The sequence below is a fragment of the Acinetobacter sp. 226-1 genome, assembly GCF_030329325.1.
Classification (GTDB): domain Bacteria; phylum Pseudomonadota; class Gammaproteobacteria; order Pseudomonadales; family Moraxellaceae; genus Acinetobacter; species Acinetobacter sichuanensis.
The window spans coordinates 478,461-502,317 of the sequence record NZ_JACANU010000001.1 but is presented as its reverse complement, the minus strand read 5'-3'; the positions used below and the strand labels follow the sequence as shown (position 1 = coordinate 502,317).

Here is a 23,857-nt window from a genome sequence, read left to right as displayed (position 1 = left end):
TTTCTTTATAATAATCATAGATTAATATATCTATTTTAGGATATAACTTGCAGAAAGGGTTTTAATTTCCTATTGTGTATGACATTCTCATTCACTTAAACTTTCACGATTTTACTGATATCCCATATGTCGACACAAGAAAAAGAAACTTCCAATAGTCTCTACCGCCAATGGCAAATCCTTTCCCGTTTATCTACAGGAAAATGGATGGGCACACGTGAGTTACAAGAAACCTTGGAACGTGAAGGTATTGACATCAGTTTGAGAACCATCCAACGCGACCTCAATCAGATCGCGCAACGTTTTCCAATTGAAAGTAATAAAACTGTGCCGCAAGGTTGGCGTTGGCGCTCAGATGCACCGATTCAAAGCTTACCGCATATGACGAGTTCACAAGCAGTTACCTTTATGATGGTAGAAGAGCATTTAAAACATCTCCTTCCACCCAGTTTAATTGCTGAAATGCATCCATGGTTTGACCTAGCAAAACGTAGCTTATCGACACAAAATAATGTACGTCAATGGGTGAATCGCGTTCGTATTGTCCCTGCAAACCAACCTGTTATTCCACCAATTGTTGAACGTCAAGCACAACAAGCAATTTACGAAGGTTTATTACAAGACAAACAAATAGAATGTGTTTATCGTGCACGTGGACATTTGGGTGAGGAAAAATCTTATATTCTTAACCCACTTGGCTTGGTACAAAAAGGCGCAATTATTTATTTAATTTGTACTCGACATGACAAATCTGATGTACAAACCTTTGCTCTACATCGTTTTAAATCCGCAAATTTATTAGATCTTCGTGCTTTACATCCTGTTGATTTTGATATTGATACTTATATTGACTCAGGCGCGTTGGGTTTCCGTGTTGACTTTTCTAAAGCAACGGAAAATGTTGAATTAAAACTCATCATGCACGAAGATGATGCACAATACTTCACCGAAAGCCAACTCAGTAAAAATCAAAAAGTAAAAGCGTTAAGCAATCAACTTTATCAAGTGAGTGCGGTTGTACCTTTTACATCTCAGCTTGTTTGGTGGCTACGCAGTTTTGGTAAAAAATTAGTGCGTATTGAACCTGTAGAAGTCTTTAATGCTGTACATGAAATTGAATAAAGATAGAAGTCTTTATTTTAAAATGATCATTTAGCAACAAAAAAAGAGCCTTTACGGCTCTGATCATTTTTTATTTTATTTAAGTTTCTATTTATTTTGCGCTATCTTTTTTATCTGTATTTTCATATTTTAATGATCTTTTTCATTTTTTATTTTGCACTGATTTAAAAACTCATATTGCACACATGCCTATATACAACATGAGTTATTGGAGAAAATTATCAGTTCATACAGCACGCTAACTCACCTGCATTGTATCTAATTGACTTCATCGTCATGGTGTTCCACCTCTTGTTTTGAATGTAAGTCCACTATAACAAGCGCAATCTTTTTTGAAAAATAATTAAAACAGCTTTTATTTTCACTAATTTTGTTTAGAAAATAATCCGATAATCTTATTTATTTCTATTTTATGAAATTGCATATCATCGTGCTAACAGTAGTTCAACCATTTCTTTGCCCCTCAGTTGCTCAATCCAAACTTGAGGAATTGCATCAAATCCAAAATATAAACCGGCTATTCCACCTGCAACACAAGCGGTTGTATCCGTATCACGTCCCAAAGCAATTGCTGTTTTAATCACATCTTGATAAGTCGGTTGTTGTAGGGCATAGCGTGCAGACTTTAGACAATCCACCACATAACCACTACCATTGCCCTTTTCCAACTCATCAGGACGAATATAAAATTCGAGTTGCGCTAAATCTTCAGGCTGATCCTGAAAATAATTGCGTAATTTAGCGACTGCATCATACCAAGCATTTTCAATATTTAAGCCATTTAAGATAGATCTTGCCCATAAACAATATAAAGCACAGCACACTTTGGCACGTAAATGTGCATGTGTAACGTGTGATTGTGCATAAGCATCCTGAATGAGTTGTGCATCTGTACCTGTATGCCAAATTGCCAAAGGTAGAACTCGCATGAGTGAACCATTGCCATTGCAGTGTTCATCATTTTTTGCAACTTGATCTAATTCAACGCCCTGTAAATATTTTCGGATTGATTCTGCTGTTTGAACGCCGACATCAAAGACTTGAAAATCCACTGCCATATAACCATGTTGATACCAGTTACACATCCGATTCATAAAATCTTCGGGATCAAGTTGATTTTTATAGAGTAATGAATCTAATAAGCATAAAGCTTGCGCACCATCATCTGACCATGTTCCAAACGGTATGTTTGGATAGGTTTTTTGAAAATTTAGTGGTGAAACCATATCAATTTGATCGTAACTCGGCAGTTGCTCAGGCAAGTTAAATTCGTAAGGTACACCAACAGCATCACCAATGAGTAATCCGTAAATTGCGCCTTTTATTCTGTCTTGTTTGGTCATTTTAGTTGCCTAGGTATTCTTTGATAATTTAATAGTGTCATAATGACAATATATTTTCAATATTGATTGATATAAAATTATGTTTAAATTTTAGCTCGCCAATCTAACTATAAATAATTCACGCTTATAGCAAACTTCAATAAAATAAAGGAATACGATGAAAATTGAGATATCTACCCTTTCAGAGCATTTTAAAATTCAGCCTAATGAGGCAAAGAAGATTTTCGATTGTATTCAAAGTGACATGACTTATGACCCATATAGCGATGAAGCAACTTATTATTTTTTATTAAATTTTCATGTGAAAGAACTATTGGTTGAAAAAACCGAATTTGATTTTGTTTTAGACATTTGTAATTTAGGAACCACTTCATATAAGTATATTTTTGATCAATTTCTAAATATTTTTCCTGAAGTTTTAACATCTTTAAATACTGGTGCTGACTTTACATTAGATCTCATTGAACAAGGTTGAGACAATTATTATCACTTTACAGTAAAGGATTATTTGTATTCTATAAAGGCTGTAAATATATTTGGTTCAGATGTTGGTGAAATTGAATTTGTTAGAGTTGATGAAGTTAAGCATATATCTAACATGATAAAAAATACATTTCTCGATTTAATTAAGTGTCATTTTAACGACGATTTCTATCACATATATGAAAAATATCTTGATGTAAATTCAGATTAAATGCCTTGTAATACTCATTTACCATATCAACACCCATTATTCACTATTTCAATCCCATGCTCACAATAAATTTTAAAACACCTTTGTAACCACTTAGACCTCTTTTCGACTGAATACACAAATTATTGTATTAAGATCATCTTTGATAAGTTCTTTATCTCGTCCAATCATAATTTCAGAGTGAATTTCATAATCTATATAGGATTCAGTATCATCAATTAACATTTCAAAAATTGATAAAATTTCAAAATAAATTTGTTCTATCTCCTCATCGTCTCGATCTACTAAAAAAAAGTGACTTTTTATTACTTTACCGCTTACTGTAAGATATATTTTTCTGAAATTTTGAGTAATTTCACCTAAACAAGCTTGAGTTAAAAAATATGTTAATTGAAAAATATCCATCTTTTTCCTTTCTTATAGTAAGTTGATCTTATTATCGATATTTTAATATCATCACTCAAAATAATTAATAAAAAACCCGCGCTCAGCGGGTTTTTTTACAACTGTAAAATCTTACGCAGATTTTTTCGCTGCATGATTCTTACGAATCGTAATCATCACCAACTGAACAGCAGCAGGTGTTACACCCGGAATACGACTCGCCTGACCCAAAGTTTCAGGACGAACATCTTTTAACTTCAAGGTAATTTCACGAGACAAACCTGAAACCACATCATAATCAAAATCAGCAGGAATACGTGTATCTTCCAAACGCTTCATTTGCGCAACATCTTCTTGCTGACGGTTGATATAACCTGCATATTTCACCGCAATTTCAATTTGCTCACCAACAAATGCAGTCACTTCTGAACCTGTGATTTCAGCAATTTGCGAGAAATTGATATTTGGACGTTTTAACAAATCAATCGCATTGGTTTCTTTAGACAAGTCATCACCTGTCAATTCAACAAATTTCTTACCCAATGGATTGTTTGGTGCAGCCCACAAATGCTGTAAACGTGCTTTTTCAGTTTCTACTGCTTCCATTTTTTCACAGTAGTTTGCCCAACGTGCATCATCCACTAGACCCATTTCACGACCGATTGGTGTTAAACGCTGATCTGCATTGTCTTCACGAAGCATCAAACGGTATTCCGCACGAGAAGTAAACATACGGTACGGTTCTTTTGTACCCAATGTAATCAAGTCATCTACAAGAACGCCCATATACGCTTCATCACGTTTTGGAGTCCATTGCTCCTGATCCCACGCACGGCGAGCAGCATTTAAACCAGCAAGTAAACCTTGTGCACCTGCTTCTTCATAACCTGTTGTACCGTTAATTTGACCAGCGAAGTACAAGTTATTGATGGCTTTGGTTTCCAAAGAGAACTTCAATGCTTGCGGATTGAAATAATCATATTCAATCGCATAACCTGGACGCAAAATGTGCGCATTTTCCATACCACGAATCGAACGAACCAATTCAAACTGCACATCAAATGGTAAAGATGTTGAAATACCATTTGGATATAACTCGTGAGTATCCAGACCTTCAGGCTCCAAAAACACTTGATGCGAGTTTTTATCTGCAAATTTATTGATTTTATCTTCGATGGATGGGCAATAACGTGGACCCACCCCTTCAATCACACCGGTATACATTGGCGAACGATCCAGACCACCACGAATGATGTCATGCGTACGTTCGTTGGTATGGGTAATATAGCAATTGACTTGCTCAGGATGCATTGACGCATCGCCCATGAATGACATAGTTGGCGATGGGAAATCGCCTGGTTGTGGTGTCATTACTGAGAAATCAACTGAACGTGCATCGATACGTGGCGGTGTACCTGTTTTTAAACGACCAACAGGAAGATTTAACTCACGTAAACGCGCTGCCAATGAAATAGATGGCGGATCACCCGCACGACCACCTGACGAATTATTCAAACCAACGTGAATGACACCACCAAGGAATGTACCTGTGGTCAATACAACAGTTTTCGCATCAAAGCGAATACCCATTTGAGTAACCACACCTTTTACGGTATCGCCTTCAACCAATAAGTCGTCAGCAGCTTGTTGGAAAACATCCAAATTTGCTTGGTTTTCTAAGGTATGACGAATTGCAGCTTTATAACGGATACGGTCAGCTTGCGCACGTGTTGCACGCACTGCTGCACCTTTACGCGAGTTTAAAATACGAAATTGGATACCGCCTTTATCGGCAGCCAATGCCATTGCGCCACCCAAGGCATCAATTTCACGTACAAGGTGAGATTTACCAATACCACCAATGGCTGGGTTACAGCTCATCTGCCCTAAAGTCTCAATGTTATGAGTAAGGAGTAAAGTCTGTCGACCCATACGTGCCGCAGCAAGTGCCGCTTCCGTACCTGCGTGACCGCCGCCGATAACAATGACATCGTAAACTTTAGGATAATGCATAGTGATAATTGAGAGAAAATAAAATGACGTAAAATTATAGCAAAAATTTGGTTTCAGTATTAGGCAGTTTTACAAAATTATTTGCATTAGACCGTTAGGAAATATTACACAACTTGACACTTTGTTGCACTATTCACATATAAATGAAATTTAAATTATTCAAAAACTTGATTAGGATAAAAAACACTCAAGCAATATTTGTTTTGAAGATTCACTTTATATAAAGGAAAACGATTATGAAAAATACGATCTCTAAAGTGATTGCAACATCATTACTAAGCTGCCTCGCTTTTTCTTTTGCACATGCAGCAGATGAAAACGCAAGTAAGGCTGAAGTCAACAAACAGATTCAAGTATGTAAAAATAAAAAGCAAGGAGATTGGGTTGTTTATGCCAATAAAGGTGTAACTTATAATGGTAGTTGTGAACCAAATGCAAATGGTAAATTGCAATTTACATTCCCTGCACCAGCAGGTGGCAACAGCGCAGCAGCAATTGAGCCTGCCGCAGCAAGCACTCCTGCTCTAGAACAAGTACCTGCAGCAACTGCTGATGCACCTGCCGCAGTCAACGAAGCACCGCAAGCCACTGAACAATCAAGCGAGCAACCGACTGAAGCAGCACCTGCAATTCAATAATTCTCTTTCTATTTTACAAGCGATTAACTTTATAAGTTGATCGCTTTTTTATGTAACTGATGTTACGCATTTGATTCAAATTACACGGCTAAAAATAGAAAAATCTAAATTACGCGATGGAATTCTATATCCAAAGTTTAAATTTAGGGATTAGCCTTCGGCTCGACCTACTTTTCTTTTGGGAAAAGTAGGCAAAACCATTGTCATCCGCAAAACTCGTTCACTAGCATCAAAAAATTGAATGTTTCGCAGAAACTTTATTTATAAGAAGAAGTCCTACCTCAAACAATTGCGGATGACGTTTCCGCGTATCTACATTCTTCTAGATTTAAAGTATAATTTTTAGATTAGAGATACTACGCAACATCAGTTATGTAAGCTATAAAATTAATACTTTAAATTTAAATGAATTACGATCTTATCAATCTTCATTTTTCATATCCACAGCACATTTTTTACACTATATTAAAGAAGCTTTAGTAAAAAGCGCTATATGACAAATAAACCAAAATAACAAAAGGATACATTATGGATTCAGGGATTATCACCATTATGTTACCTCTTGCTCTTGCCATTATTATGATTGGCTTAGGGCTTGAGCTTACTCCAAAAGATTTTGCACGAGTGACTAAACACCCTAAAGCTGTGGTCATCGCTTTATTTTGTCAACTCGTGCTCCTTGTTGGTATTGCTTTTATTCTTTGTAAAATTCTCGCTTTACCGCCATTACTTGCTGTAGGTCTGATGCTGCTTGCTGCTTCACCTGGTGGCAGTACAGCAAACTTATTTAGCTATTTATTTAAAGGTGATATTGCTCTAAATATCACGCTGACTGCGATTAACTCAGTGATTGCTGCACTCACATTGCCTTTAATTGTGAATTTTTCGATTCAATATTTTATGAATGATGCTCAGCAAATCAGCATGCAGTTCAGTAAAATAATGCAAGTTTTTGCCATTATTCTCATTCCTGTTGCTATAGGAATGACAATTCGACGTTATGCTCCTCATTTTAGTGAAAAGCTGAATAAGCCTTTACGAATTTTTTCAGTTGTATTTTTAGTTTTGATTATTATAGGAGCCATCGCTAAAGAGCGTGCGCACATTGTGGAATATATCGCGCAAGTGGGAATTGCAACGATTATTTTCTGTATTTGCAGCCTGTTCATTGGTTATTTTGTCCCACGTTTTTTAGGAATTAGTAGTGCTCAAGCACGTGCCTGTGCCTTTGAAATTGGCATTCATAATAGTACTTTAGCCATGACCATCGCATTGACTGTCATGAATAACACGACCGTTGCTATGCCAGCAGCCGTCTATTCTATTTTTATGTATTTTTTCGCAGCTATTTTTGGCATGCTCATTTCACGTTTAGCAAGCAATCAATCTGTCCCCACACATTCCTCCATCTCAAAGCTATAATTCTATTTTTAAAATGGACGTTCAACACCAGCGTCCATTTTTTAATTTGATACAGCACAAATGCATGGTTTCCGCTACAATAACGCTTTTAAGAAAAGTATTAGGTCTTTGCCGTGAAGTGGTTACAAATTCATATTACAGTTGAGCAAGCTCAAGTTGATTTTACAGAAACATTATTAAGTTCACTTGGCGCTGTAAGCGTTACCCTTGACGATGCTGAAAACCAAGACCTACTTGAACCACTACCAGGTGAAACTCCACTTTGGAACAAAGTGATTGTTACAGGCATTTATGCTCAAGAAGATGATGAAGAAATTGATGTCGCAGCTTTAGAAACTTTTATCCGTACACAACTACCAACTGAACCGATGCGTAGTGAATTCTTAGAAGATCAAGAATGGGAACGCACATGGATGGATGCCTATGAACCTATTCAAATTGCTGAAAAATATTGGATCGTGCCTGAATGGATGGAAGCCCCAGAAGCAGATGCAGTTAATATTAAACTTGATCCAGGTTTAGCGTTTGGTACAGGCAATCATGCTTCTACATTTTTATGCTTACAATGGTTAGGCAAAATAGATGTTAAAGACAAGATCGTCATTGACTATGGTTGTGGTTCAGGCATTTTAGGTGTTGCGGCTCTTTTGCTTGGCGCAAAAAAAGTTTATGCAACTGATATTGACCCACAAGCTGTTTTAGCCACTCAACAAAATGCTGAGTTAAATGGTGTACTGGAAAATCTTTATGTTGGTTTGCCTGAAGAGTTCAACTTAGAACTTGCTGACCAAAAAGCAGATGTATTTGTAGCCAATATTCTAGCAGGACCACTGATGATGCTTGCAGAAGAATTCTCAACTTTAATTAAATCTGAGGGCGAGTTCGCACTTGCAGGTGTAATTGAAGAGCAAGTAGCTGATGTTTCTAATGTTTATTCTCAATTTTTTGATATAGTAGAAGTCGAAAAACGTGATGAAAATTGGTGTCGTATTTCTGGAAAGCGCCATCAGATTTAAACAAATAAAAATGATGAGCTTATGAGTGATAAACAGACCCGCTGCCCAAATTGTTTAACTTTATATAAAGTTTCTGTAACTCAACTTACAGCCGCACAAGGTATGGTCTGTTGTCCTAAATGCACAACACAATTCAATGCACTGCTACATTTAGTTGAATCCTCTACAATTTCTGATGAGCATGAAAACCCCCATCCATCATCTTATCGAAATCACTCATCAAAGCCACATATTCATTTGCCTAAACTGAATACTGAACAAAACACGATTAATGACTTTTTTAGCCGTAAAATTGAAAATTCTAATATTGATCTAAGAACCTATTTAAATACGCTTAATTTTGTTGATGATAGCGCCTCGCAAACTTTCCCTGCTCTACATTTAGCGACGCATCACAACCATAAGCCACATCGGGAAATTCAAAAAACGCGACTTTATTATATAATGTGGACTTTAATTAATATTGCATTAGTTTCAATTTTGAGTTTCCAAATCCTCTGGTTTAACCCGAATTTACTAGACCGTTATCCTGTATTAAATACGTTATTTACTCAAACCTGCTCATTACTACGTTGTGAAACTATTGATCAACGTTACAAACAAATTTTGGTACAAAACTTAAAAGTAAAAGCACTCGAGAGCAATAAAACACAGTTTTCAGGACAGTTGCTCAATCAATTTTCAAAAAGTTTAGAGCTACCCTTAATAAAGGTTTCTTTATATAAAGAAGGACAAGTGACAAAAATTTATACCGTTTCAGCGCATGAATATCTGATTGAGAGCTTAACAGGGATTAAACGTATTCCTCAAAATAGCCCATATACCTTTAAATTTGAGCTACCAATTGACAAAAAATCCTTTGACAACTGGAAATTAGAAATAATTCACCCCTAATATTGAAAAAAACTATAAAAAAATTAAAAAAAATGTAGTTTTCTTGCTCACTTTTTCTTAGACAATGGTATCATACGCGCCACGAAAGCTTTGTACCACAAACTCCTCGCAATTTTTCACAACAAATACAGTCTTGACCATGTGCTTAATCTCTCATTTTGCGCATAAGGGATTATTTTTGTTTTAAAGCGATCTGTAACAAATATTAATGTATTGTTACGCTTATTTTTCGCTCAATTGTGTAAGTTGTGGCAAGCTAATTGTTCTTGTTTTAGAGCCAACCGTTTTAGGATCTAAAACGGAGCTCGATATTTTTTTAGACCACATTTATATTACTTTACCCAAGTAGTATCTGATTTTCGGATTAACTCGCATGAATAGCAAATCTCCTATTTTTACTGCACAATCTGATGTCGCTCTTCGTATTCACGTAGATCGCGCAGTTCGCCACTATTTTGCACAATTGCAAGGTGAGCAACCATCTCAAGTGTATGACATGGTGCTAGCAGAAATGGAGAAACCTCTTTTATCTGTAGTTCTAGAATATACACGCGGAAATCAAACTCGCGCTGCTGAAATTCTTGGACTCAATCGTGGCACTTTACGTAAAAAGTTAAAAGCTCACGGTTTAATGAGTGAATAAATGATAAAATGCTCACGGCTTACGTGGGCATTTTTTTTACCTACATTCTGCCTATTTGTTAAATCTCTAGACTTTAAAAACTGTTGACGAAGATCATGACTATTAAACGCGCTTTAATCTCTGTTTCAGATAAAACTGGAATCGTTGAATTTGCCCAAAATCTTGCTGCTCTAGGGGTAGAAATTTTATCTACTGGCGGTACATACAAGTTGCTCAAAGACAATAATGTTGCCGTAGTTGAAGTTTCAGAGCATACAGGATTCCCAGAGATGATGGACGGTCGTGTAAAAACGTTACACCCGAAAATTCATGGTGGTATCTTGGCTCGCCGTGGCTTAGATGAAGCTGTGATGGCTGAACACAACATTGATGCGATTGATCTTGTTGTTGTTAACCTTTATCCATTCGCTGCAACTGTTGCAAAACCGAACTGTTCACTTGCTGATGCGATTGAAAATATTGATATCGGCGGTCCAACGATGGTTCGTGCTGCTGCGAAAAACCATGCTTCTGTAGGCATTATTGTAAATGCTGCTGACTATGCAACTGTTGTTGCTGAGTTAAAAGCGGATGGCGCTTTATCTTATGCAACTCGTTTTGACTTAGCCGTTAAAGCATTTGAACATACTGCTCAATACGACGGTATGATTGCATCTTACTTAGGCGCACGTGTTGGCAAGGAAGAAGGCGAAGCAGATAAATTTGCTCGTACTTTCAATACACAATTAAACAAAGCGCAAGATTTACGTTACGGTGAAAACCCGCATCAATCTGCTGCTTTCTATGTAGAAGACACCGCAACTGAAGCATCTGTTTCTACTGCTAAACAGTTACAAGGTAAAGAATTATCTTATAACAATATTGCAGATACAGACGCAGCACTTGAGTGTGTTAAATCATTTGCAAAACCTGCTTGTGTCATTGTGAAACACGCAAACCCATGTGGTGTTGCTGTTTCTCTTGATGGTATTGCAGCAGCTTATGACCTTGCTTATGCAACAGATCCTGAATCAGCATTTGGTGGCATCATTGCATTTAACCGTGAGTTAGATGTTGCAACTGCGCAAGCGATTGTAGACCGTCAATTCGTTGAAGTGATCATTGCACCAAGTATTGCTGATGGCGTACTTGAAGTGACTGGCGCGAAGAAAAACGTGCGTGTACTTGTATGTGGCGAACTTCCTGCAATTGATGCTCGTCAAGCGCAACTTGACTATAAACGTGTCAATGGCGGTTTATTGGTTCAAGACCAAGACTTAGGCATGATCACCAAAGATGACTTAAAAGTTGTGACCAAACGTGCACCAACTGAGCAAGAAATCGATGATATGATCTTCGCTTGGAAAGTTGCGAAATACGTTAAATCGAATGCAATTGTGTATGCTAAAAACCGTCAAACTATTGGTGTAGGCGCAGGTCAAATGAGCCGTGTAAACTCTGCTCGTATTGCTGCGATCAAAGCTGAACATGCAGGTTTAGTGGTTGAAGGTGCGGTAATGGCATCTGATGCATTCTTCCCATTCCGTGATGGTATTGATAATGCTGCTAAAGCAGGCATCAAATGCATCATTCAACCGGGTGGTTCTATGCGTGATGAAGAAACCATTGCTGCTGCTGATGAAGCAGGTATTGCGATGGTCTTCACTGGCATGCGTCATTTCCGTCACTAATTAATTAGAAATCGTATTTATTAATCCCCCTAAATCCCCCTTTGTAAAAAGGGGGACTTTTCACAAATAAAGGGACATTTTTATTGGTGATTCCCCTCTTTTTACAGGGTGAGAAGCATAGCTTCGCAAGGTGGGATTGTTTTCTTTGAGGGATTCGTAGATGAATATTTTAGTTTTAGGTAGTGGTGGTCGTGAACATGCACTTGCATGGAAAATCGCACAAGATGAAAAAGTTGCAAAAGTATTTGTAGCACCGGGGAATGCAGGTTCAGCAACTGAAAACAAATGTGAAAATGTCGCACTTGATATTTTAGACAATACTGCAATTATCGACTTTGCAAAAAACAATGCGGTTGATTTAGTCATTGTCGGCCCTGAAGCACCACTTGTAAATGGTGTGGTTGATGCAGGTCGTGCAGCAGGTCTTAAAATTTGGGGTCCTACTCAATTTGTTGCACAACTTGAAGGCTCTAAAGCATTTGCCAAGCATTTCCTTAAACGCCACAACATTCCAACTGCTTTCTATGATGTATTTACAGAAGTAGATGCGGCAAAAGCATTTGTTGAAAAAAATGGTGCGCCGATTGTGATCAAGGCGGATGGTCTTGCTGCAGGTAAAGGCGTGATTGTTGCCATGACCAATCAAGAAGCATTTGATGCGATTGATGACATGCTTGCAGGCAATAAATTTGGTGATGCAGGTTCTCGTGTAGTCATCGAAGAATTCCTTGCAGGTGAAGAAGCCTCTTTCATTTGTATGATTGATGGTGACAACATCTTGCCGATGGCGACTTCACAAGACCACAAACGTATTTTTGAAGGTGACCAAGGTCCAAACACTGGCGGTATGGGGGCTTACTCTCCTGCACCAGTTGTCACTGCGGATGTGTTTGAAAAAACTATGCGTGAAGTGATGCGCCCTACCGTTGATGGTATGAAAGCAGATGGTCACACATACACAGGTTTTCTGTATGCGGGCTTAATGATTGATGAACAAGGTCAGCCAAAAGTGATCGAGTTCAACTGTCGTTTTGGTGATCCTGAAACTCAACCGATTATGATGCGCTTAAAGTCTTCTTTGGTTGATTTAGTGGAAGCAGGTATTGCGGGTAACTTACCTGCGGAAGCTGACTGGGATGAACGTAAAACAGTGGGTATCGTTTTAGCATCTAAAGGCTACCCTGAAACCTCTAGCAATGGTGATGTAATTTCAGGTTTAGACACTGAAATGACTGACGCTAAAGTGTTTCATGCAGGCACTAAAGCCAATGAAAATGGTGAAATCGTAACTGCGGGTGGTCGTGTACTTTGCGTGACTGCACTTGGTCATACGATTGGTGAAGCACAAGCAAAAGCTTTGGAACTTTGTGAAAAAGTGACCTTTGATGGTGTGCAATACCGTAAAGATATTGGTTACCGTGCGATTGCTCGTGAAAATGCATAATCTTGTTTAAGTCATAAAAAAACCCGCTTGATGCGGGTTTTTTTATCATTCTAAATGAATTTGTCTTTCGATTTTGATAACACGTTGCTTAAATCTTTGCGTCAAAGCATATAAAACAATACTAAACACTAAAAACAATACAGAAATACCCAATAAAATCTTTTGAATCAGTGCCGACCAAGCTTGTGCTTTTTCAATACGAGGCTGCAACTTTTCAGTACTTGCCGTCACGGACTTGCCATAAACAGCGTGCTGCATTGCCCAAAGTTGCTCAGACTTAAAACCATATTCAAAAAAATTCGGATCTGTGCGTTCAGCTTTGACCAACTGAGCAACATAACTTGTTGCTGCATCACGATCTTGTGGCTTATGCAATAAAGCAGTTTGTCCCAACAAATAAGCCTGTACAGGCTCTGCCGTTTCCGTTTGTTGTAAAGACTGAAAAATATGGCTTTGTTGAATATTCCGATCATAATGCACAAGCTCTTCATAAACAGATTTCTCATTGTCATTCCAGTCATATTGTAAGTAAGTTAAACCTGACCACAGCATGACAAATGCTAACAACCATGCGACAAACTTTAAAATAAATGACTGAAATCGCACAAGAAAAAATCTAAATTTCTTTAAAAATGCAACAACAATAAAAGCACCTATAAATGAAACAACGATTTTGAGCAATAACCAACCAAACCATGAAAACAAATTCATCAGATAGTTGGGTTGATCAATATAAGACTGTAACGTTTGGTCAACGCTTAAAGGAATATGCAGTTGTGAAATATCTTTCGTCAAACCTAAAAAATGAAAAATCAGATCTTGTTGAATAAATACACTGAGTATTGTTGTAATAAAAATCACACAACTCAGCACACTCAACGCCATCACTTTTTTTTGACGCTGTTTTAAAGTCGATAGACCTGTTTTTAAATCAAGCGACTGTATAGGGTAGTCATTTTTAAGTGACAATATCTTCTCCAAAACCAATCAAGAGCTTAAGATGGTTGTGTATTTTCCAAAACCAATTGCTTTAAATTTGTTTGTAAAGCACGAATCCGATGCGAAGCTTCTTCACGCTTTTGCACCCCTTCTTTTTGGATTTGAATCACATCATTCACTGTTTTAATGAGGGTGTTTTGTACATGTTCAAGGGTTTCAATATCAATAACTGAACGTTGATTGGCTTTGGCAGTATCTACTGAATTTTGATGTAACAAATCAGCATTGCGCTTTAATAAATCATTGGTTGCATCATCAATTGTATTTGCTAACTGCACACTATTACGTTGTTCTTGCAAAGAAATTGCCAAGCTAATTTGGTTTTTCCATGCAGGTAAAGTAATATTTTTAATCGCATAGAATTTATCAACCAACATCATATTATTGGATTGAATAATACGAATCATCGGCAAAGTTTGCATTGCAGATTGTTGTAAAACTTGCAAATCACTGACTCTTTTTTCTAAATTATTTGCCAAATGATTTAGATCATAAATACGTTGATGGGTTTGCTGATCTTGTTCCTGTGTACTCAATCCTGCAATTTCTTGCTGTAATTCTTGTTGTTTAAGCTGACCTGCGGCAATATAAATTCCCAATTGTTTATACTCATCTTGCACAGCGCTAAACATTTTATCCAATGTATTCACACGCGCTTTCAAACCATTTTGAGAACTTTCAATTTCTTTGACCAAACTATCAATTTGTTCTTTAGTTGAATTAAAATGCTGATCAAAACTCTGCTTTGCACCTTTAAATTTATTTAAAATTCCACCAAAAAAGCCTGAGCTTTTCGACTGATTTAAAATACTTGATGTATTGAGTTGTTGCGCAACTTGTACCACTTGATTTAATTTTTGCCCAGTTGCGTCCAAATCTTTATTTTTAACTAAGTCTAATAATTCATCTGTATAAGATGACGTTTGTGCCGCAATATTTTTACCATATTCTGCAACTGCATGATGATCAATATTAATTAACTCTTTTTGAGCATTAACAACTTCATGATAATCTTCAGCATTTAAACCAATTTCTTTTAAACCTAACTGTTCATAACGTTGTTGTAAATCTGTTGATGATTCAACAACATGCTTATCAAGTTCATTCATACGACAACCCTATTTCTGCTCTAATGATTTTTTCAATAATGCGATCAATTTTTCACGGCTTTGATCTAATTCACCCACTGAAGCCATCGACTGTTGCTCAGAGTTTTGTTTGAGATGATATTGCCATGCAGGGATCAGCACTTGCTGAGCCTCTTTAAAACGATCCATTAAACTATAAGACAATTGTTGCGTCAGTTGCATTTGCGCTAAAGCGATATCATTACTGGCTTGTAATGTTTCTAATGTATTAATTTTTTTGGATAATCTTTCTTCAAAATTATCTAGAGGATGTCTATTTTTTAAAAATTGCGGATATTCATGCAAAAACTCTTGAGCAGCACGAATATATTTCGCCATTTGCTCACGAAAACCCAAAGCTTGCTGAAACCTTGCTTGAGATTTTTGAATTTCTATTGCCATTTTTTGGTTTAAAAAATTCGCTTCTTGGATTAACACATCAAGATCTTTAAAATATTTGACCTGACCTGCGCTAAACTCTAAATCTAAACCTAACCATTTTTGTAATGCATTGAATTTACGTTGTTTCAATTTTTTCTTTGAATTGGATAATTGCTCAATGATTTGGGCAATGACCTGACTTAGTTTTTGTGTCAGTTGAGTATCGACACCATTGAGTAAAACTGACTGCGCTTGAATCAACTGATCTGCATACAAATTGAGACGCCCTTGATTATCCAACAAAGGTACCAAGTCATTGCGCTTAATTGAAAGCAACTCAGCAGGATCAATCTGTACATGCTGGAGTGGAGTCAGTTCTATAAATTGTGTCATATCAAAATAATAAAAAAATCATAGGTCAATGTATTGGTTTCATACTTGCTAAATACAAGTCTTATTTAAACTTATAATACAAATTTAGAGCTTTAAATATATAAATATGTAAAAAATTCTTTTTAGTGATTGATGATAAAAAACCAGTGCGAACACTGGTTTTTAGATTTCATTCAAATTATTGAGTTGAACGATTTTTATATCGACGATAGCCTAGCAGTCCAAATAGACCTACAACACTCAACCATCCGAAAGAACCACCACCGCTCTTACGTACGCTACCTTCAGATGTTGCTGTATTATTTAGTTTTACATTCGCTTCATTTGAAATTTTACCATCAGCATCATAAACAAAATAAGTAAATTTATAGCTAAATGGATCTAATGTATTTTTCAATTGAACTGTAATTTTTCCGCCATAACACGTATATAAACGGTCCTCACCTGGACAAGGACCAGTACGCTCCGCACTAAATAAGAGTGGATCAAGCTTATTATTAATACGAATTGCTAAATCTTCACCTTTGGCATTTGTAAAATAGCTTAGTTTTTTCGATTTTTTAGTTAAAGTGCTGACAAGTCCATCACCATCATCATTCACATAATTAAGCAAATCGAGTACAACCTGACTATTTGAACCCTCTTTGACAGTAAATTCAGCATCTTTGGCAATAGGTGCAATATTTGTAAATGTCCCTAAAATATAAGCAGAAGATGAAACTTTAGTATCTGACTTCAAACGTAGCGTATATTGGCAAAACTCTTTATCACCTGTAGGCGTAATATTGTCATCTAAGCGCCACATTTTGATGAGTTTTAAACTGCTGTCCCATTCACACTTTAAGTCTGAATCAGGAGTAATTTTTTCAGTTTTACCATCAATATTACCAATCCCTTTTGCTATTGCTTCAACAGTATAATTATCTACAGTTAAATGACGAATTTCACGACCATTATTTGCAAGTAATACTTCATGTGGCAAATTAGATGCAAATGGATCAAAGAAAATCGTACGATACTTTTGCTTTGTCTTGATATTTAATAAATTTTCATAAAACTTTTGCTGAATTCCATAATAAGGTAAAAATTCAGGTTTCGTTTCTTTATTTGCAATTAAATCTTTGTACTCAGTGGCATATTTTTGATATTGATCTAATAATGTCACGACAGAAGTGTTCGTTAACTCTGCTTTAAATACAGTCAAACGTAATATTTCCGTTGAACCTATATCACATGAATTGGAACTATCTGAAGTATCAGACTCTTTTGTTGCATCCACACGACCTACACCGCGCTGATCATACCCTGTACATTCAAATGATTTTGTATCAACGAAGCTTTTACTTGCGCCAGTATTAACAACAGGAAAATACAAAGGCATAAAACCTGTATATTGTGACGCAGGCTGCAAGTCACTTAAAACACTAGAAAATGCAGTATTACTTAAATCCACTGTGGTTTTTAATACAGTTTCTTCAACTTTTTTAGGTAATTCACAAACTGAATTTGCACTTGAAGCAGACAAAGCAAAAGCATTATCTCGTAAAGTTAAATTTGGTTTTTCAACTGTAGCTAAATCATTCCCCATGTAATGGCATGATTTTCCTGCACCATTATAGGCAATGACATTGTAGTTCAGTGTTTTACTGGTTGCTGCATTATATAAGAATGTCGCCCATGCGGAGTTTCTTACAATGGTATTACTGACTAAAGACAGACTGGAAAGATCACTTAAATTCACTTTTCCTTGCGGACTTGTTGAACTAAATTGAATGATACTTCCTGTCGTTGCATTCGCTGTATTGGCAGTAATGGTATTTGCAGAAAATTTCGCTTCAGGTTGCCCACAAAATGCAAAAATACTTTGGCTACTGCTTGAACCATTATTTAAAAAACTGGTATTTGAAATATCAATGACACGTTTAGAATCATTTAACTTATCACTACAAGTCATTGCCAAAACACTACCTGTTACAGCATTATTTTTTTGAAATGTACCTGTGTTAATCGTCAAACTACTATTTACATCATTTAAATAAATTGCACCGCCCGTTTGTGAGCTTGAATTTTCAATGACAACATTATTTAAATCTGTTGGACCACCTAAATATAATGCTCCACCTGCATTTGTCCGTGCATTTTGACTAGAACCATTGATGAGATTTAGATTATTCAAACTTAAAGTCGGTGTATTGGTGTTATTTGTATTAAAAATACGACTTAACCCTTGACCATTGATGGTCGTTTTAAGTGCAGTCGCTGCTGGGTAATCATTAGTTAATACATCTCGCTTGCTATAATCAGTAGGTGCTTTACCATATATCGTAATTGCTGAACTTGGTTGCAATTCAGAGTTCAGTTTATATTCACCAGCTTCCAACTGAATAACATTGGTTACAGAGTTATGTGGTTGCCCTGCATTACAACCACCAAATGCTTTATGTGTCGCAGCAGCAGTGATCGCTTCACGTAACGAACATTTATCTGTATTTTCACCATTTTCATCTGCAAAAGTAGTGACATAAATTGTTCGATCTTCTGCTGCCATTGTTGACATAGCAGCAACTACCATGAGGGCTAAGGTTCCCTTTTTATAATTTTTCATTACTAATCCTTAATTTATTTTTTAGTTCGACGTAAACCAATCAAGCCAAATAAAGTAAATAATGCAATCACACCCACTCCACCACCTGAAGTTTTTACTTTTTTATCTTCAAAGTTATTTGGCGGATCCTGTACCACACGACCAGTAATCGCAATATATGGTTCAGTGTTATCGCTAAAATAAGTGGTTGATGTTACAACTTTTAATTGGAATTCATCAGAACCGTGCCAATTGCCATTTGGAGTATAGGTAATATCACCTTCTTGCGTAATATCCATTTTCCCTTTAGATGGTGTATTGGTTTGTACTACTTTTAAGCAGCCTGGTTTCCATGCTTCACCATTAGCTTGCTTACCAAATAAAGTTGTACATTGTGCTGGTGTAACTAATTCACCATCTTGCAACTGATCAGCAAGGGTAAATTTTGCAACTTCACCATATAAAATATCTTCACCCACTGTTGAGTTCGTGCTTGTATCTACTTTTAACTCTATTGCACCACGGTCACAGAGTTTTGCATTTACTGGTCGTTCAGTGCCTCGTTGATCAATTGCACACTCCAATAAATTAGCGTCTTGTGGACCACGATTGACAATAGGTGAATCTGCTATTGTTTTATAGCTTTCTATTAGTCTTGGTTTAAAAAAGCTCACTACAGCATCTTTTGCAGGATTATATGGGCATAAAATACCCTTTGAGCTTAGATCACATTGACCTTCTGCGGTTTTCCCTGCGATCAGTTGTACATTTCCTAAAGCTTGTGCATTGGTTCCGCCACAGCCCACAGAATACAAGTTATTGCTCACACGATCTGCTTCGCCACCCGCTATGATTTTACAATCTTGCGAACCGTTCTGAGCTAAAATACTATTTGCGATATAACCTTTTTTATTTGGTGCATTTAATAAAATACCCATACTATTTAAAATCATGGTGACGTTATTTACTTGCATATCATCAAGTACATTAACTACATAGCCTTTATTCTTGAAAATAGTACTGCTAACAATACCTCGGCTCAGATCTTCAGCCGTTAAATTTTTACTGATTTCCGCACTAAATGGTGCTTTCGTTTCAAAAAGTGAAGCGTTAACGTTAGTGACTTCATTATCACGAATCACAGATTGTGAAACTAAAAATTGTGGTGCTTCACTATAAATCACGCCACCTTGTTGAGCCTTATTTCCTTTTATAAAAGACTTGGAAATAGACACTACACTCCAATTATAGTCTATACCAGGCACACCGGCATTATAAATTGCACCACCTTGTTCAGCAGTACCATTTAATAAACGAGAGTCAGTAATTGCAAGTTGCTCATTATTATAAATTAAGCCACCCATTTTTTCACAAACACTCGCGCCGCAACCTTCTAAGGTCAACTCTGATAAAGCGACTGTGATTTTTGCATCTGTTGCTATTTCTTTTGGATCCTTTGGAAGTGCGACTTTTTTAATATTAAAGATACGATGATTACCAGAGGCTTTTAAAACTGCATTAGATAGACCTACTTGGCTTTGTGTATCCGTTACAGTCGTATCATAAACCGATTTTATTTGTACACTCTGACCAATCGAAAGTTGACTTTTTAAGAGGTATTCTTGCTTTCCTTTGAGTTCAATAATCGCTGCGGCTTCTTTACCACCACACCCATTTAGACCTGCTTCAGGCATTCCCTTGTTTACATATTCAATTGCTTCACGTAACGAACATTGATCATCGGCTTTTACAACGTCTTCAGTTGTTGTCACCACAATATTTGCACTAAATGCATGACCAGTAAAACATAATAATCCTAAGCCTATGCCCCGTTTGAGCATTATAGTCTCCTTGATTTCTTTTAATTATTTCTTATGAGCCAGCATAAAGCTTTGCTAACATTCCTTGTGCGTACTTTGTCACAGCTTTATAAAATTCTCAAGAATTTTATTGTGGACTGTACTCATCGATCAACGCGTAAATTTGTCTTAATGTTGAATGAGAAAGTTTTATCTTCTCACCTTTCAATAATTTTTCTAAACGGTCAACAGATTGTAAGAGTGTACTGGTTTGATGTGAACCATGTAATAGCAAATATTCTGTTATTTGTGGGTCAAAATGTACACCCCGACGTTCTAACACAGAATGCAACAATGCTTGACGATCTGCATAAGAGTTACCATTTGGTGTTTTTACACTCACCGCTTGGGTCAAACGTGATTGTAAATCGGGTAGTTCAAGTTTTAACTCAATGGGAGCAAATCTGGATGAAAATACCAATTGCCCACCACCTTCGTTGTTATTATTAATTAAATGAAAAACGGCTTTTTGCCAATGTGGCACACCACTGATCGCTTCAATATCATCTAAAGCAACTAAATCGTATGTTTCTAATGAATGAATTGCTTCTATGGGTGCATCTAACAGTTCGAGCAAGGACACTTTAATTGCAGACTTACCTGTTTCCAAATAAGAGTCACAAATCGCAGATAAAAGATGACTTTTTCCTGTCCCTGCTCCACCATAAATATAAAATCGACTAATCAATCCTGCATGTAATTGTCTAACGGCATCAATGACTGGTCCCCAACCAGGACCAGAAAAATCACTAATCTTGGCATCCAGTTGTGGTTCTATATCCAACTGTAATTGACGCATATGTCTTTATTTTCCCTTAAAGTGGGTCATTGTCCGATTTCGTTTCATTGTTATCTTGCGTGTTTTTAAACTCAATATCAAGATCGACTTGCTCACTTTCTAGTGAAATATTTTGAGTATTCCCATGATTTTCCACAACAACGGTTGCATTTTGAGGTAAATATAATGCGCTATGCTCATACCACTCACGAACATGCTTCAACAATACAACAATAACGGCTGCTACAGGCAAAGCGATTAACATACCTAAAAAGCCTGCCAACTGAGCCCCAGCTAAAACTGCAAAAACGACCGCTACTGGAGATAAACCAATTTTATCACCCAGTAAAAATGGTTGTAAAATATAGCCCTCAATCAATTGCCCAACACCAAATACAGCCAAGACCAAAAGCAAATGTTTAAGATCCATACCAAATTGGAAAAAGCATGCGATAACCGCAGCAATAATACCAACACCAAAGCCTAAATAAGGAATAATGCTACATAAACCCGCAACCATCCCAATAATCAGCCCGACTTCTAAACCAACCAATTGCAAGCCAACAGCATAAACAACGCCCAACAAGATCATGACGAGAAATTGTCCTTTGACAAATGCACCAAGTACGCTGTGACATTCGCCTACAATTTTCAAAGTACTTTGTTCATATGGGCGTGGAATTAGATTTCTCATGCTCACCAACATACGATTCCAATCTAATAAAAAATAAAAAGCGATAATTGGAATCAGAACAATCGTTCCACCAACAGAAATAAAACTCAGACCTGATTGGGCTATTTTCAATGCCATTGCCTGAATACTATCTGCACTATAATTGGTTTGTACATAATCCATGACGACTTTAGAAATTTGATCTGTATCTAACTCCATTCTTTCAACATTGAAGGTATTTGAGACCCAAGGTAAAAAGGTTGAGTTGATCCAGTGAATTCCTGCTGGAATACTGTCACGTGCATAAATTAATTGTTTCCATACCAATGGAAAAACAAACCAAAGTGCCCACGTTAAAATTAAACCTATGGCAATAAAAACAATAGCAATAGATAACCAACGAGGTAAAATTTTAGATAGTTTTTCAACTACAGGACTAAACAGATACGCCACTAAAAAAGCAGCGACAAATGGAATCACTACAGGCTTTAATAAATAAAGCACCCATAGGACTAAGGCTATCCCTGCAAGGATAAAAATTCGTTTTAATGTCCGATCGTGCATGCAATCACGCCTTTTTCAGATTTAATCGTTATAGAAAGCAAAATATTTCAATAAAGATAGCATTTTAGTGCAGAAATAACATAAGAGTTTCGTATATTCGGGTATAATCTCCGCGCGAATGCGGAGACTTCAATTATGAGCAACTCAACTTCTACCCCAAACACTGGTTTAAGCTACAAAGACGCTGGTGTCGATATTGAAGCGGGCGACGCACTTGTCGATCGAATCAAATCTGTCGCTAAACGCACAACTCGCCCTGAAGTCATGGGCGGTTTAGGTGGCTTTGGCGCACTTTGTAAAATTCCTAAAGGTTATGAAGAACCTGTTCTTGTATCTGGCACAGATGGTGTGGGTACAAAATTACGTTTAGCACTTAACTTAAATCGTCATGACACAATTGGTCAAGATTTAGTTGCAATGTGTGTAAACGATCTTCTTGTTTGTGGTGCTGAACCATTATTCTTCCTCGACTATTATGCAACTGGACATTTAAATGTTGACGTTGCTGCCAATGTTGTCACTGGTATTGGTCAAGGCTGTGAACTTGCAGGCTGTGCATTGGTCGGTGGTGAAACTGCTGAAATGCCAGGTATGTATGAAGGCGAAGACTACGACTTGGCAGGTTTCTGTGTAGGTGTAGTTGAGCAAAGCAAAATTATTGACGGAACTAAAGTCAAAGCTGGCGATGTTTTGATTGGTGTTGCTTCTTCAGGCGCACATTCAAACGGTTACTCACTGCTTCGTAAAATTTTCGATGTAAAAAATGTTGATTTAACACAAATCGTAGACGGTCGTCCGCTTGCAGATACTGCAATGGAACCAACACGTATTTATGTTAAAGCGATTCTTGAACTGCTTAAACATGTTGATGTGCACGCAATGGCACACATTACTGGTGGCGGTTTACCTGGTAACTTACCTCGTGTATTACCAAATGGCGCACAAGCTGTGATTAATGAAGCATCTTGGCAGTGGCCTGAACTTTTCCAACTCCTTCAAAAAGAAGGTGGTGTGGATCAGTTCGAAATGTATCGTGCATTTAACTGTGGCGTTGGTATGGTCATTGTCGTTGATACAGCTGAAGCAGACAAAACCATTGAAGTTTTAACTGCGCAAGGCGAAAAAGCATGGACAATTGGTCATATCCAAGACAATGCTGAATCAGTTGAAGGCGCTGACGAAAAAATTCGTGTGATTTTTGCGTAAGTAATAGCAC

General features: G+C 37.0%; 19 protein-coding genes and 1 pseudogene. 10 read left to right on the top strand and 10 right to left on the bottom strand.

The features are described 5' to 3' along the window. Window positions 1-126 precede the first annotated feature (126 nt). Complete coding sequence (locus HX124_RS02330; protein ID WP_286377784.1) at window positions 127-1,122, top strand: helix-turn-helix transcriptional regulator; 996 nt, start codon at window positions 127-129, stop codon at window positions 1,120-1,122. A gap of 425 nt (window positions 1,123-1,547) precedes the next feature. Here the strand turns inward: HX124_RS02330 and HX124_RS02325 are convergent, their stop codons facing one another. After that, window positions 1,548-2,465, bottom strand: coding sequence for an ADP-ribosylglycohydrolase family protein (locus HX124_RS02325; RefSeq protein ID WP_286381822.1), 918 nt, complete (start codon window positions 2,463-2,465; stop codon window positions 1,548-1,550). 157 nt (window positions 2,466-2,622) lie between these two features. Between HX124_RS02325 and HX124_RS02320 the strand changes: the two genes are divergently transcribed. Beyond that, the gene (locus HX124_RS02320) at window positions 2,623-2,940 is read left to right on the top strand and encodes a hypothetical protein (protein WP_286381821.1); all 318 of its coding nucleotides are present in this window, start codon (window positions 2,623-2,625) and stop codon (window positions 2,938-2,940) included. Between the two features lie 312 nt (window positions 2,941-3,252). Here the strand turns inward: HX124_RS02320 and HX124_RS02315 are convergent, their stop codons facing one another. Beyond that, window positions 3,253-3,564 carry a hypothetical protein gene (locus tag HX124_RS02315; RefSeq protein ID WP_286381820.1) on the bottom strand — a complete coding sequence of 104 codons (312 nt, stop codon included), beginning with the start codon at window positions 3,562-3,564 and terminating at the stop codon, window positions 3,253-3,255. A gap of 111 nt (window positions 3,565-3,675) precedes the next feature. Further along, window positions 3,676-5,556, bottom strand: coding sequence for a tRNA uridine-5-carboxymethylaminomethyl(34) synthesis enzyme MnmG (mnmG, locus tag HX124_RS02310; RefSeq protein ID WP_286381819.1), 1,881 nt, complete (start codon window positions 5,554-5,556; stop codon window positions 3,676-3,678). Between the two features lie 236 nt (window positions 5,557-5,792). On the opposite strand from mnmG, the pseudogene HX124_RS18185 reads away from it, so the two are divergent. The 7 genes and pseudogenes from HX124_RS18185 to purD form a co-directional block, all read left to right on the top strand. Beyond that, window positions 5,793-6,026: pseudogene (locus HX124_RS18185) on the top strand (hypothetical protein); the annotation flags it as partial. A gap of 696 nt (window positions 6,027-6,722) precedes the next feature. Further along, window positions 6,723-7,616, top strand: a complete 894-nt coding sequence (locus HX124_RS02300) for a bile acid:sodium symporter family protein (RefSeq protein WP_107007398.1) — start codon at window positions 6,723-6,725, stop codon at window positions 7,614-7,616. 113 nt (window positions 7,617-7,729) lie between these two features. Beyond that, window positions 7,730-8,632, top strand: coding sequence for a 50S ribosomal protein L11 methyltransferase (gene prmA / locus HX124_RS02295; protein ID WP_107007399.1), 903 nt, complete (start codon window positions 7,730-7,732; stop codon window positions 8,630-8,632). 21 nt (window positions 8,633-8,653) lie between these two features. Beyond that, window positions 8,654-9,526, top strand: coding sequence for an MJ0042-type zinc finger domain-containing protein (locus tag HX124_RS02290; protein ID WP_286381817.1), 873 nt, complete (start codon window positions 8,654-8,656; stop codon window positions 9,524-9,526). A gap of 373 nt (window positions 9,527-9,899) precedes the next feature. Continuing rightward, on the top strand, window positions 9,900-10,169 hold the full coding sequence (gene fis / locus HX124_RS02285; protein WP_001086304.1) for a DNA-binding transcriptional regulator Fis: 270 nt from the start codon (window positions 9,900-9,902) through the stop codon (window positions 10,167-10,169). A gap of 95 nt (window positions 10,170-10,264) precedes the next feature. Further along, window positions 10,265-11,839, top strand: coding sequence for a bifunctional phosphoribosylaminoimidazolecarboxamide formyltransferase/IMP cyclohydrolase (purH, locus tag HX124_RS02280; protein WP_286377777.1), 1,575 nt, complete (start codon window positions 10,265-10,267; stop codon window positions 11,837-11,839). A gap of 160 nt (window positions 11,840-11,999) precedes the next feature. Then, entirely contained in the window at window positions 12,000-13,283 is a 1,284-nt protein-coding gene (gene purD / locus HX124_RS02275; RefSeq protein ID WP_286381816.1) for a phosphoribosylamine--glycine ligase, read from the top strand. A 45-nt stretch (window positions 13,284-13,328) separates the two neighbouring features. Here purD and HX124_RS02270 read toward each other — a convergent pair whose 3' ends face one another. The 7 genes from HX124_RS02270 to cxpE all read right to left on the bottom strand — a co-directional run bounded on the left by HX124_RS02270 (window position 13,329) and on the right by cxpE (window position 22,641). After that, window positions 13,329-14,252, bottom strand: a complete 924-nt coding sequence (locus HX124_RS02270; protein ID WP_286381815.1) for a hypothetical protein — start codon at window positions 14,250-14,252, stop codon at window positions 13,329-13,331. A 26-nt stretch (window positions 14,253-14,278) separates the two neighbouring features. Further along, complete coding sequence (locus tag HX124_RS02265; protein WP_286381814.1) at window positions 14,279-15,391, bottom strand: toxic anion resistance protein; 1,113 nt, start codon at window positions 15,389-15,391, stop codon at window positions 14,279-14,281. A 9-nt stretch (window positions 15,392-15,400) separates the two neighbouring features. Then, on the bottom strand, window positions 15,401-16,183 hold the full coding sequence (locus HX124_RS02260; RefSeq protein WP_107007405.1) for a tellurium resistance protein: 783 nt from the start codon (window positions 16,181-16,183) through the stop codon (window positions 15,401-15,403). 178 nt (window positions 16,184-16,361) lie between these two features. Beyond that, entirely contained in the window at window positions 16,362-18,788 is a 2,427-nt protein-coding gene (locus tag HX124_RS02255; protein ID WP_286381813.1) for a CSLREA domain-containing protein, read from the bottom strand. A gap of 14 nt (window positions 18,789-18,802) precedes the next feature. Continuing rightward, window positions 18,803-20,608, bottom strand: coding sequence for a rhombotarget A (gene rbtA, locus HX124_RS02250; protein ID WP_286381812.1), 1,806 nt, complete (start codon window positions 20,606-20,608; stop codon window positions 18,803-18,805). 106 nt (window positions 20,609-20,714) lie between these two features. Beyond that, window positions 20,715-21,425, bottom strand: coding sequence for a DnaA regulatory inactivator Hda (gene hda / locus HX124_RS02245; protein ID WP_107007408.1), 711 nt, complete (start codon window positions 21,423-21,425; stop codon window positions 20,715-20,717). 16 nt (window positions 21,426-21,441) lie between these two features. Beyond that, window positions 21,442-22,641, bottom strand: a complete 1,200-nt coding sequence (cxpE, locus tag HX124_RS02240; protein ID WP_286381811.1) for a chloramphenicol efflux transporter CxpE — start codon at window positions 22,639-22,641, stop codon at window positions 21,442-21,444. A 135-nt stretch (window positions 22,642-22,776) separates the two neighbouring features. Here cxpE and purM point away from each other — a divergent pair, with 135 nt between their 5' ends. Next, the gene (purM, locus tag HX124_RS02235; protein WP_286381810.1) at window positions 22,777-23,847 is read left to right on the top strand and encodes a phosphoribosylformylglycinamidine cyclo-ligase; all 1,071 of its coding nucleotides are present in this window, start codon (window positions 22,777-22,779) and stop codon (window positions 23,845-23,847) included. Window positions 23,848-23,857 lie beyond the last annotated feature (10 nt).